The sequence below is a fragment of the Pseudoalteromonas sp. SR45-6 genome, from assembly GCF_014163545.1.
GTDB lineage: Bacteria > Pseudomonadota > Gammaproteobacteria > Enterobacterales > Alteromonadaceae > Pseudoalteromonas > Pseudoalteromonas rhizosphaerae.
Window position 1 is genome coordinate 10,125 of record NZ_JACJDM010000035.1, and the last position, 12,034, is coordinate 22,158.

Annotated in this window: 9 protein-coding genes; 1 reads left to right on the forward strand and 8 read right to left on the reverse strand. The window is 40.9% G+C overall.

What is annotated here, in order from left to right:
• Nucleotides 1-1,010 precede the first annotated feature (1,010 nt).
• Nucleotides 1,011-2,672, forward strand: a complete 1,662-nt coding sequence (locus H5158_RS14750) for a tetratricopeptide repeat-containing response regulator (protein ID WP_182719191.1) — start codon at nucleotides 1,011-1,013, stop codon at nucleotides 2,670-2,672.
• Nucleotides 2,673-2,828: 156 nt separating this feature from the next.
• Here the strand turns inward: H5158_RS14750 and msrB are convergent, their stop codons facing one another.
• From msrB to H5158_RS14790, 8 genes are all read right to left on the reverse strand, one after another.
• Nucleotides 2,829-3,269, reverse strand: a complete 441-nt coding sequence (msrB, locus tag H5158_RS14755) for a peptide-methionine (R)-S-oxide reductase MsrB (RefSeq protein WP_145240697.1) — start codon at nucleotides 3,267-3,269, stop codon at nucleotides 2,829-2,831.
• Between the two features lie 316 nt (nucleotides 3,270-3,585).
• Nucleotides 3,586-4,026 carry a hypothetical protein gene (locus tag H5158_RS14760; RefSeq protein WP_182740330.1) on the reverse strand — a complete coding sequence of 147 codons (441 nt, stop codon included), beginning with the start codon at nucleotides 4,024-4,026 and terminating at the stop codon, nucleotides 3,586-3,588.
• 28 nt (nucleotides 4,027-4,054) lie between these two features.
• On the reverse strand, nucleotides 4,055-4,558 hold the full coding sequence (locus H5158_RS14765) for a DUF2919 domain-containing protein (RefSeq protein WP_149980698.1): 504 nt from the start codon (nucleotides 4,556-4,558) through the stop codon (nucleotides 4,055-4,057).
• The gene (locus tag H5158_RS14770) at nucleotides 4,555-4,899 is read right to left on the reverse strand and encodes a DUF3392 family protein (protein WP_145240691.1); all 345 of its coding nucleotides are present in this window, start codon (nucleotides 4,897-4,899) and stop codon (nucleotides 4,555-4,557) included. Before H5158_RS14770 ends, H5158_RS14765 begins: the two co-directional genes overlap by 4 nt.
• A complete protein-coding gene (gene ligA, locus H5158_RS14775; protein WP_182719190.1) occupies nucleotides 4,892-6,913 on the reverse strand; it encodes an NAD-dependent DNA ligase LigA in 2,022 nt (673 codons plus the stop codon). Before ligA ends, H5158_RS14770 begins: the two co-directional genes overlap by 8 nt.
• Nucleotides 6,914-7,006: 93 nt before the next feature.
• Nucleotides 7,007-7,759: a cell division protein ZipA gene (gene zipA, locus H5158_RS14780; protein WP_182740331.1), complete on the reverse strand. Its 753-nt coding sequence runs from the start codon at nucleotides 7,757-7,759 to the stop codon at nucleotides 7,007-7,009.
• Between the two features lie 40 nt (nucleotides 7,760-7,799).
• The gene (locus tag H5158_RS14785) at nucleotides 7,800-11,195 is read right to left on the reverse strand and encodes a chromosome segregation SMC family protein (protein ID WP_182740332.1); all 3,396 of its coding nucleotides are present in this window, start codon (nucleotides 11,193-11,195) and stop codon (nucleotides 7,800-7,802) included.
• Nucleotides 11,196-11,275: 80 nt separating this feature from the next.
• Complete coding sequence (locus H5158_RS14790; protein ID WP_149980702.1) at nucleotides 11,276-12,007, reverse strand: RNA methyltransferase; 732 nt, start codon at nucleotides 12,005-12,007, stop codon at nucleotides 11,276-11,278.
• Nucleotides 12,008-12,034: the final 27 nt, after the last annotated feature.

Consider the following 12,034-nt stretch of genomic DNA (forward strand, 5'->3'; position numbering starts at 1 on the left):
TCACTGGTTCAAGTCCAGTATCACCCACCACATATAAAACCTCACGTTTAATTAATAATTAGCTCAGTTGAAAAAAAGAGCATCGCCACCCTTCACAAATAATGGCGAGGATCACTGGTTCAAGTCCAGTATCACCCACCACATATAAAACCTCACGTTTAATTAATAATTAGCTCAGTTGAAAAAAAGAGCATCGCCACCCTTCACAAATAATGGCGAGGATCACTGGTTCAAGTTCAGTATCACCCACCACATATACAACCTTTTAATATCATCAATCAAACCTTACGTTATATTCTTTAATCGATAATTAGCTCAGTTTAAAAAAAAGCATCGCCACCCTTCACAAATAATGGCGAGGATCACTGGTTCAAGTCCAGTATCACCCACCACATATAAAACCTCTTAATATCATCAATCAAACCTTACGTTATATTCTTTAATCGATAATTAGCTCAGTTGAAAAAAAGAGCATCGCCACCCTTCACAAATAATGGCGAGGATCACTGGTTCAAGTCCAGAATCACCCACCACATATAAAACCTTTTAATACCCTCAATCAAACCTTACGTTATATTCTTTAATCGATAATTAGCTCAGTTTAAAAAAAAAGCATCGCCACCCTTCACAAATAATGGCGAGGATCACTGGTACAAGTCCAGTATCACCCACCACATATAAAACCTCTTAGTAATTCTGTTAAAAATAAAATTCAAAAAGCCTCTAAATACGCTAATTCTTTTCCAAACCTGAAACTCTTTTAATGTGTTCCTTGATGGATAATTAAGTTTGAAAAGCATCAACCTAGGCGCTTTACAAAGCTAGGGTCTCCTATCTCTATAAAAATCCTCAAGCAATAACTAGCGCTACCTAAATTTGGATAATCAAGCTGCTTGAAAATTCATAACTGATCAAATAAACGAAGTCTGCGGTATTAAATTTTAAATTCCCTTGTCAGCGACTAGACTGTTTATTATAGTCTCTGATACGTTCATGTGGTCACAAGTCTAATGCCAGCAAAGATTTTTTCTAATGCAAAAATACTTATAGTTGAAGAGCAACCTCTTGCTCAAAGCTATATGAAACAGTCGCTCGAAAAACTTGGCTTTCGACAGCTGCGCTTTGCTGAACATGCAAATTCGGCTAAAGAGCAGTGCACCAGTGAACAGTTTGATCTGATTGTTTGCTCTTTTAATTTAAGTAAGCAGCAAGACGGCTATCAGCTATATGAAGAGTTACGCGTTAAGCGTTTAATAAAAAACTCTACTGGGTTCATTTTTATTTCAGCTGAAACCAGTGGTTCTTTGGTACACAGCGTGCTTGAACTGCAACCCGATGACTTTTTAGTCAAGCCATTCACCATATATGATCTTAAAACACGTATAGAACGAATTTTGCTGCGTAAAAATCATTTACAAGCAATATATAATTTCATTGACGATGGGAATGACTCTAAAGCGCTAAAAGCAATCAATACTGCGCTTGATGAAAAAGGCAATGCTTATAGTGCAATATTATTGCGTTTAAAAGGTGACGCCCTACTTCGCTTAAAACGAGCAGATACCGCAAAAGCTTTCTTTAAATCAGTTCTTGATATTCAAAAATTTACATGGGCAAAGGTAGGTTTAGTTGAAGCATTAATTGCGAATAACGAGCATATTCTTGCGCAAAGAATGCTAAAAACGATGCTGCTACGTCATGAAACACGATTAGTCGCACTCGATTTACTTGGTAAGCTGGAGATTAAATTAAACCAATTTGAATTAGCGCAAGATTTTTTAAGCCAAGCCGTTGATATAGCTCCACGCAATATCGAGCGCCAAAAATCACTTAGCCATGTATCGCTGGTAAATCATGATTATGAAAAAAATTACCTTACACAAAAAGACATCGCCAACTTTGCCAAACATTCGATTCACGATCACCCTGACGTATATTTAAATGCAGCACGGGCGGGTATTGATTTTGCATTAACAACAGATCAAAGCGATCAAATTCAACGTATTTCAAGACAAACCAATAAATACTTAGCTGATTTAAAAAGCCAATTTCCAAATAGTCACAATCAGGCGCAAATAGATGTTTTAAATGCCCGTTTACACTATTTGAAAGATGAGCATCAAAAAGCGAAAATGTTGATTGAGCAGCTCGACGATGACGATAGCCACATTCGCTCTGTAGACGGCGCACTTGATAAAGCAAAGGCATTTCATGAACTGGGGTTTCACCACAAAGCACAGTCATTATTTAACCAAATTATTAGTCATTGTGAACGTCATCCAACAGTGAGTGATGCTGTTTATTTACGTTATATTCAACAACAACAAAGTGAACGCCGTGATATAAAAATGGGCCCTAAAGAGCTGAATAACCATGCAGTTACACAGTTTAACCGTGGTCAATTAAATACCGCTCTTGAAGCATTCACACAAGCATTTAGAGTAATGCCTCGTAATCCAAGTATTGCTTTAAATTTATTGCAGTGTCTATTTGATAGTTCCAAGCAAAATGGCCAAACGTTAAACCTAATGATGGCAAAAAAATGCTATGCGTTACTCAATACGACAACATTAGACAACGAGCAGCAACAACGCTTTAATAAAATAGTACAACAAGCAACGAGTATGGGGCTAACACTTGCTAATCTAGAAGAGCCAGGTAAAACCAAATAGAATAATAAATAGTTTAGATAAGGTGTTGTTTATAAGAATGAGGAATTCAAAATATCGCTGATAAGCGGTGATATGACTTTTAAAATCCAGCCTTACTGGAATCGGATCATGTAAATTCAGTAAGGCATTGGTTATTGTCAATTACGAGCTAATAAATTACACCTTCTTCAATGAGACCGCATTTATACAATAACGCAGACCACTTGGCATTGGTCCATCTGGGAATACATGACCTAAGTGCGCATCACATACATTACATACAGTTTCTATTCTTTGCATACCATGGGTCTTGTCACCATTGTAAGCAATCGAGTTTAGTTGCGCGGGTTGAGTAAATGATGGCCAGCCAGTGCCGCTATCAAATTTTTCATCACCATCAAATAATAAGTTATCACAACATACACAGGCGTACTTACCAGGTTCAAACAAGGTGCAGCTATCTGAGCTATGTGGGCGCTCTGTGCCTTTATTACGAGTCACATAAAAGGCTTCTTCGGTTAATTGTTCACGCCATTGCTGCTCGGTTTTTACTACTTTACGGCTCGGCTCTGGATTGCCTTTATTGGCAAAGTTTAGAATATCATTCCAATTCAACATAACTGACCTCATTGAGTAAGATGGGTTAATTTACTGCTATCCACATTATCATGGTATCGCGCTAATAACATTGTCAGCTTGGATTTATCCGCACTGCACAAAATGGTTTTGTAGGGGGTGAAAAATAATAATTTTGATACTGGCTACGGGAATGTTTAAACTCACTAGCTACGTTTATCTGCACTGTTAAACCAGCCATCTCAACAGACTCAACGCCTATTAGTGAGCTAAATAGCTTCAGTACACCAATGACAGCTTCTTACTAAGCCTATTTGCTGTTGCATACTATATATACCCTGTTGATCACTATTTAGTTTCATACAATGGTAATTAATTTTTTTTCATTTTCAGTCAATAGTGTATTAAAGTATTGTGTTAGCTCTGCTTTAGTTGCCGGTAAGCCTATTGAGCATTGACGCTGTTCGCTGGAGAGAATTAAAAATTGGTCATCATGGCACTGTATTTCCTTGATACTATCAATAAGTAGCCATTGTGGGCCGTGAGTACGGTCAAAAAAACCTGAAAGGGTAAATACCAAAAGGTGCTGTTGTTCGCGTCGAATAAACTTATCTATCCCATTACGTGCTTTAAATAGTGGTGTTAGCCGATAACAGCATGAGCTAAATACAAATAGCCATACAGCTATTAACAATACAAACCACGCTTGCTGAAATAACATGGTAAATACACTCAACAATAATAACACGATACCGAAACAGCCGACGATCAGCGCCAGTAATTGATTAATTTTACGCATCAAAGACTCCTTGCAACGTTAACCTAAATTACTTACTTGCACTTTTTTCATCGGTTTCAGGATCGGGCCAATCATTAAAAAACACCGTTAAATAACGACTTTTTGCTAAATATAATAATACCCACAATACCGTCACCATTTGCAGCGCTAAAAACATCGAAAACTGATAATAACTATGAGCGGCTTGAATAATCAGCCAGCTTAAATCTATCGCTGCACATGCTAATAATGGCCACCGCATAAAACGCCACACTCGCGCTAACCATGCTGCACTGTCTGCGCTTTTTTGTGGCCTGCGCAAACAAAAAATTACGGCAGGAATAATGGCTATTGCACCAATAGCCAACGCACTGAAAAAGTCAGCTTTAGATCTAAACACTAATGACATTAAATCAAGCTCAGGACGCCTGCTCAGTGCCGCAATGATCCAAATAAAGTAGGCACGAAGTAATACCAGTAAACTCAAATGAAACGCGATTGGAGTGCGATAGGTGCCATATTTGTCCCAATACTCTGGTCCATAACGCTTCATAACTGGTTTTTCCTCTCGGCTACTACGCCAAGTAATATGAATGCAGCCACGGCTGTAACACCTAACCAGCGCACACCAAAGAACATCAGTAACTGGCTTAGTAATGGAGTGACAAATACTACTAACAAGCCAAAACCAAACCCGGTTACCAGTACAAATGCACATACTCTGAGTATAAAGTGGCGCCTTGCTACAAAGCGTTTCGTGGTTTTGATAATCTCATTTGCATACAAAGACACCAAACACACCACCAGTAACAATGCGATATTATATAAGTAAGGCTTTAGCCACTGACCAAAGGTCAGTGCTAAATCCTGAAAAAGCGTAATAATGCTATCCATTATGTTGCGCCAGTAATGCAATTAAATCATCTTCGGTCAGTATTTCAATGCCTAAATCTTGTGCTTTCGTGAGCTTAGAACCGGCTTTTTCACCCGCTATTAACGCATCGGTTTTAGCTGATACACTACCTGAAACTTTCGCCCCTAACTGCTGCAAGCGTGCTTTTGCATCATTTCGATTAAGCTCGTTCAAAGTACCCGTTAACACATAGGTTAAGCCTGCTAACGGTTGTGAGTCTTCACTTGGCGGCGTGAGTTCTGGCCAATGAATACCCTGCTCCAGCAAGGCAGTTACGACATCTAAATTATGTTGCTCAGCAAAAAAACCACGCACATGCTTGGCTACAATTTCCCCAACATCACTAACTTCGACTAACGCTTCGGTTGTTGCCGCAGTTACTTTATCTAGCGTTAAAAAGTGATTAGCTAAATTTTGCGCCGTCGCTTCACCGACTTCACGAATACCTAATGAGTATAAAAACTTAGCCAACGTCGTTTGTTTTGCATCATCAAGTGCTGCTACTAGGTTTTTCGCCGATTTTGGCCCCATGCGCTCAAGCGATTCAAAATGTCCTTGTTTAAGTATGAATAAGTCTGCTGGCGTTTTAATGAGCTCTCTGTCCACCAGCTGTTCAACAATTTTATCGCCAAGGCCATCGATATCGAGTGCTTTGCGTGAAGCAAAGTGTTTGATCGCTTCTTTACGCTGTGCTTGGCACACCAGGCCTCCTGTACAGCGCGCTACGGCTTCGCCTTCAATGCGTTCAATATGGGAGTCACAAATTGGACAAGTAGCCGGAAACTCAATCTCTTTGGCATCTGTTGGACGGCGCTCTAATACCACTTGAGTAATTTGTGGGATCACATCACCAGCACGGCGAATGATCACAGTATCGCCAATTTTTACCCCCAAACGCTCTATTTCATCACGATTGTGTAACGTTGCATTTGAAACCGTGACACCACCAACAAATACCGGCTCTAAACGAGCCACAGGGGTAATTGCGCCAGTGCGCCCTACCTGAAATTCAACATCCAGTAGCTGAGTGATTTCTTCTTGCGCAGGAAACTTATACGCAATCGCCCAACGCGGAGCTCGCGCTACAAAACCTAACCGCTCTTGTAGTGCTTTGTTATTTATTTTGATCACCACACCATCAATTTCATACTTTAAGCTGCTGCGGCGCTCAAGTATATCTTGATAGTAATCCAAAGCAGCTTGCTGGCCTTCGACTAATTTTGTTTCCGGGCAAAGTGGTAACCCCCAGTCAGTTAGCTTAGCCAATTGCTGGTAATGATCACTTGGTAATTCACCATTTGTTACTACGCCAATACTGTAGGCATAAAACATCAAAGGTCGCTTGGCGGTGATTTTTGAATCGAGTTGACGCAAGCTGCCTGCGGCTGCATTACGTGGATTAACAAATACTTTGTCGCCACGCTTTTCGGCTTCAGCATTAAGTTTGTCAAATCCGGCGCTATCCATGAACACTTCACCACGAATTTCAATTTCCTCGGGAAAGTCATCGCCACGTAATTTTAGCGGTACATTACGAATCGTTTTAACGTTAGTGGTAATATTTTCGCCGGTGTGCCCGTCGCCACGCGTTGCCGCCTGCACTAACACACCATTACGGTATAAAATCGATACCGCTAAACCGTCAAGTTTTGGTTCACAGCAAAAGGTCAGCTCATTGTTATCCATCAAACGTTCTTTAATGCGGCGATTAAAAGCGCTGAACTCTTCTTCACTAAAGGCGTTATCAAGTGACAACATCGGCACTTGATGAGTGACTTGCTCAAACTTAGCAAGCGCCGCACCGCCTACTTTCTGGGTCGGTGAATCAGTACTCAAGTACTCAGGATTTGCTACCTCAAGCGCACTTAATTGTTGTAATAAACGATCATACTCTGCATCAGGAATGCTTGGGTTATCAAGTACATAATAATTATGATTGTGATCTTCTAACTGCTGACGAAGTTGCGTTATTTGCGCTAACACTAAAGTGGACATACTGACCTCAAAAAACATAAAAAAGCCACTTAAACGAGTTATCGCCAAGTGGCTTATAAAATTCTTAATTAATTAACTGTATATTGCAGGTGATTAAGCTGAAAAGCGTCTCACTTTTTCAACATAATTGCGCACACTATCAACGGTCATTTCTTCTCGTTGTGAGTCTAAAATAACGGCGCCAAATTCATCTGCTAACTTTTTAGCCGCACTGTGCAACATATTAAATGCAGCAAGCCCGTCACCATCACACGGCAAGGTCATAAACAAGCTAATTCCAGCGGTGCTAAATTGTTCCATATTATCTATATCAAAAGTACCAGGGTTGTACATGTTCACTAACCGAAACAGCACTGGACCATGACCAGCAGGATCTAAATGGCGATTAAAAAAGCCTTCTTCAGAGTACTTAAAGCCAAGTGTGTTTACTGCTGGCAATAATTTGCTGCCTTCCATACTCAAGCCTTCAGGCATTTGAATATGCACAATGATAAAATCACTTGCAGCCGGTTGCTCAGCTTCATCCTCGACGCTTGCATCTGTTGCAGTAGTCACATCATCAACCTCAGCGGCAGGTTCGTCATCTGACGCTGTAAAAGAGTGTGGTTGCTTTTCATCAGCACTGAAACTTAAATCCCCAAACTGCGGTTCATCACGCTCAGTATGAGATGCTGGCTCAGCTACGCTTTGACGCTCAGTAGGCGCTTGATCTGCAGGCTCAACCCGCTCATCATTAGTCGCAACGGGTGCATCTTTTTTACGAACTGACCATAGGCCATGTATTAATAATCCACCAATGACAATTACACTGATAATGATTAAAACCCATCTTAATTGTTCGGCCATCCCCTCACCTTTTATTATTTATCTACTCAAATATTAATATTTATGCATGTGCCATTTGCACCGCTTGTTCAATATCTACAGCGACCACACGCGAAACGCCCGGTTCAGCCATTGTTACACCCGTCAACCTGCCAGCCATTTCCATGGCAATTTTATTATGACTGATATAAATAAATTGCACCGATTGTGACATTTCTTCCACTAATCGGCAAAATCGTCCAACATTCGCATCATCCAATGGTGCATCAACTTCATCCAGCATACAGAACGGAGCTGGATTGAGCCTGAATATTGAAAATACCAATGATAATGCGGTCAGCGCTTTTTCTCCACCACTTAAAAGGTGAATTGTTGAATTTTTCTTGCCCGGTGGGCGTGCCATTATACTAACACCACTTTCCAGTAAGTCATCACTGGTTAATTCAAGATATGCACTGCCGCCGCCAAATACTTTAGGAAATAACTGACCAAAATCGTGATTTACTTGATCAAAAGTCATTTTAAAACGCGTTTTGGTTTCGCGATCAATTTTTCCAATTGCACCTTCAAGTGTCGTCAATGCTTTGCTTAAATCCTCGACTTGACGATCTAAATACTGGCTACGCTGCTGCGCTTGTTCAAACTCATCAATCGCCGCTAAGTTCACCGCGCCCAAGTCACTTAAACTTTGTCCTACTTTATTAAGCTGTCCTTGATAAGTGTTTATACTGGCGTTTTCAGGGAGCTGTGCTAATACTTCTTTCAAGTTTTGCTGTAACTCACCCAGAGGTTCAAGAGCTGCCTGTGCTTTAATTAATAAGCTCTGCTCTTCGAGGGCAAGTTGTTGTAATTGTTCTTGTAAAAGTACCAGCTCCCCCTGCGACGCTTTAAGCGTTGTTTGTTTATCTACAAGAGCTGTTTTAGCTTCCGTCAATGCACTTTGCAAATTTTTGAGTTCAATGTCACTTTGTTGATGTTGCTCCAACAATAATATTATTTGCTCTGCGACCTCTTCTAATGGGATCACCAACTCTTCAATTTGCGCGGTTAACTCACTGACAGCTTCACTGGCGGTTTCGCTGGCGGTCGTTGCATGCTGTAATTTAGTGTCACTGAGTTGGCATTCACTGCGCGCTTTTTGCTCACTTAGTGTCGCCTGATGGGCAAGCGTTTTATAGTGTTCAAGCTGAGCGTTTGCCTGTTTATATTGCTCATCAGTGTGTTGCTGCTGCACTTGAGCATCATTAAGCGCAACACTTATTTCATCACGCTGTTTTGCCACACTTGCTATATGTTGCTGTTGTTCAAAAACTTTATTCTCTATGCTCGTGTGTTCAACGTTTAACTGCTGTAGCTTCGCTTGTAATTTATGTTGTTGATTCTGAAACTGCTGTAATTGCTCTTTGAGCATATCGCGACGAGTGCTTCCTGAGGCCACTTGTTGAGCAAGCTGATGTACCGCTGCTTTTAACTCTTCGCTTTGTGCCTTCAATTGCTCACAGACTCGCTGTTGTTCTGTAAGCTTATTGCTTTGTATAGCTAGTTCGTCACTGAGTTGAGATGCTAACTGGGTTGCTTCGGCCAACTGTTTATGTTTGATCAGCAACGAATTTTCTGCACTTTTACTGGCTTGTTGATACCAATTGCGACCCTGAATATTACCTTGGCGATCTATCACTGCAAGCCAATACTCATCCGCTAAATCATTATATTCAAAATCATTTTTATACTTAATACGATGTAATAAATCAGGGTAAACCCCTTGCTCTATAAACACCGCTAATGAGCTTTGCGGTGCGGTGTCGGTAGTTGGCCATACTCCGTTAGGTGTTGCTATAGATGACACATTTAATTGTTCAAGCCCTTGTAATGCTTGTTCAACCACATGCTCAAATCCAGTACGTACAACTAACTGTGCCAAAACATCGCCACTACCTTGCGCTGGAGTATCTGCGAGTATTGTATTCAAGCCTGCTATTTTGGCTTTATTCTCGTTTTGTTGTTGTGCTAGTGTTTGATGTGCATCTTGGCAGGTGCGTAACACGGTTTGAGCTTGTTGATGATTACTATTTACTTTGTTTAAGGCAGTTTGTTTTGCTGCTAACTCTTGCGTTAGTGACTGCATTAACTGCTGCTGCTGCGCTACTTGTTCAGCAATTGGGTTTTCTGCCAGCTCTATTAATTCGCTTTCTAATGCCGTTTGCTGGTTTTTAATATAGTGCAAATTTTGCAGCTGTTGATCTGCTATATTTTGTTGCTTGCTATATTGCGTATTAATAGCCTGAAACTGTTCATTAACTCGTTGCCAATCAGTAGCACTGCGCTGCTTGGCACTGTGCAACTGTGCCACCGCGTCGGCCATCTCAGTGACTTGTTCTGTACATATTAAAGTATGTTCAATTGCCTCTTGTAACGCATTTTGTAGCTCATCAGTATGGTCTTTTTGTTGTTGTTGCAGCTGCTGATTTTGTAACTGCAACTGTTGCTGTTTGATCAGATTGTGACTAAACGCTTGTTGTTGTTGTTTTAAGTTTATTTGCTGTTGCTCAGCACGAGTCAATTCAGTGTGCGTTTGGTGCTGGGCTTGCTGCGCATCATTGAGTTTTTCAAGTTGCAATTGCACTTGGTTTTCAAGGCTTGCTAGTACATCGTCATGACCTGAATGAGCAGTTTTAAAAAAGCTAATTTGCTCATTCAGCTTGGCCATTGTGTCGGCTTTAGTCACTTGTTGCTGATGTAGCTTTTGCCATTTTAAGACCGCTAGTTGCCCTTTTAAAGTGCGCTCTTGGGTTTTTAACTCGCGGTATTTTTTTGCTTCAACTGACTGTACTGCCAGTTTATCAACTTGTGCTTGCAGCTCTTGGCGAACATCGAGTAAGCGTTCAAGGTTTTCGCGGGTACTTTTGATCCGGGTTTGCGTTTCACGACGGCGCTCTTTGTATTTTGAAACGCCTGCTGCTTCTTCTAAAAACACCCGTAAATCTGCCGGTTTACTCTCAATTAAACGCGAGATCATGCCCTGCTCGATAATCGCATAACTACGCGGACCAAGACCTGTGCCTAAAAATATATCGGTAATATCTCGTTTGCGGCATTTACTGCCATTGAGAAAATACAGCGATTGCCCGTCGCGTGTTACCAAACGTTTAATCGCCACTTGATTTCGATCAGCAAAAGTATTCGGTAAGTGCCCTTGGGTATTATCAAAAATCAACTCAACCGACGCTTGAGAAATAGGTTTGCGATTGGTTGAGCCATTAAAAATAACATCGGTCATGGCATCGCCACGCAGATTTTTAGCAGAGCTTTCGCCAAGCACCCAACGCACAGCATCGATGACATTAGACTTGCCGCAGCCGTTTGGGCCAACGACACAGGTCATTTGATCTGGGAATGGAATTTTAGTGGGCTCTACAAAAGATTTAAAACCCGCTAATTTTATGGTGCTCAAACGCATCTAATTGGTTTACCGATTGTTATTGTTATAGCTTGAGTATTTAATTTAACCGTTCTTGACGATAAAAGTAAGTACAGGGATTAAGCTTGGCGTTTAAAATTATCTAAAATAATACCCGTTGCCATGGCTACATTGAGAGATTCTGCACCACCAAAAGCGGGGATGGTTATTTTATCTGTTACCAATGCTGCGCAAGCTTGACGTATTCCATGAGACTCACTACCCATTAACAAAACACCTTGGCCTGTAAATTGAGTTTTATGCACGCTTTTTCCATCTAAAAAAGCGCCATAAATAGGTAAGTTTAAACCACTTAAGTACGCAGGCAACTCAACTTGACTCACTGAGACTCTAACAAACGAGCCCATAGTGGCGCTAATAGTTTTAGGGTTATAAGCATCGGCACTATCTGTGCTGGTGACAATATGCTTGATCCCATACCAATCAGCTACTCTGATAATGGTACCTAAATTGCCTGGATCAGATACGCCATCAAGGGCTAAGATTAAACCGCTTGCCTGCGGTGCACTCGCTGTTGGCATGTCAACTATCGCAATAGCTGCATTATTACTCACTAAAGTACTTGCTTTAGTTAACACATCTTCATCGGCTTCAATCATGTTTACGTGAGTAAACTGCTGCTGGAACTGCGCAATAAAGGCTGCTGTCGCAAATATATCAATAATTGTTAAACCACTTGCCAATAACTCAAGTACGTTTTTTTCACCTTGCACAAGGTATTGATTATGTTGCTTTCGGTACTTTTTTTGACCTAATGCACGAATTAACTTGAGTTGGTTTTTTGAAATCATAACAGCCCCATAAAATGATGGGCACAG

Excerpts from the sequence above, each read along its gene's own strand:
- H5158_RS14790 (WP_149980702.1), bottom strand. The coding sequence starts at position 12,007 with ATGATTTCAAAAAACCAACTCAAGTTAATTCGTGCATTAGGTCAAAAA.
- zipA (WP_182740331.1), bottom strand. The coding sequence starts at position 7,759 with ATGGCCGAACAATTAAGATGGGTTTTAATCATTATCAGTGTAATTGTC.
- H5158_RS14750 (WP_182719191.1), top strand. The coding sequence starts at position 1,011 with ATGCCAGCAAAGATTTTTTCTAATGCAAAAATACTTATAGTTGAAGAG.
- H5158_RS14765 (WP_149980698.1), bottom strand. The coding sequence starts at position 4,558 with ATGAAGCGTTATGGACCAGAGTATTGGGACAAATATGGCACCTATCGC.
- H5158_RS14760 (WP_182740330.1), bottom strand. The coding sequence starts at position 4,026 with ATGCGTAAAATTAATCAATTACTGGCGCTGATCGTCGGCTGTTTCGGT.
- msrB (WP_145240697.1), bottom strand. The coding sequence starts at position 3,269 with ATGTTGAATTGGAATGATATTCTAAACTTTGCCAATAAAGGCAATCCA.
- H5158_RS14770 (WP_145240691.1), bottom strand. The coding sequence starts at position 4,899 with ATGGATAGCATTATTACGCTTTTTCAGGATTTAGCACTGACCTTTGGT.
- H5158_RS14785 (WP_182740332.1), bottom strand. The coding sequence starts at position 11,195 with ATGCGTTTGAGCACCATAAAATTAGCGGGTTTTAAATCTTTTGTAGAG.
- ligA (WP_182719190.1), bottom strand. The coding sequence starts at position 6,913 with ATGTCCACTTTAGTGTTAGCGCAAATAACGCAACTTCGTCAGCAGTTA.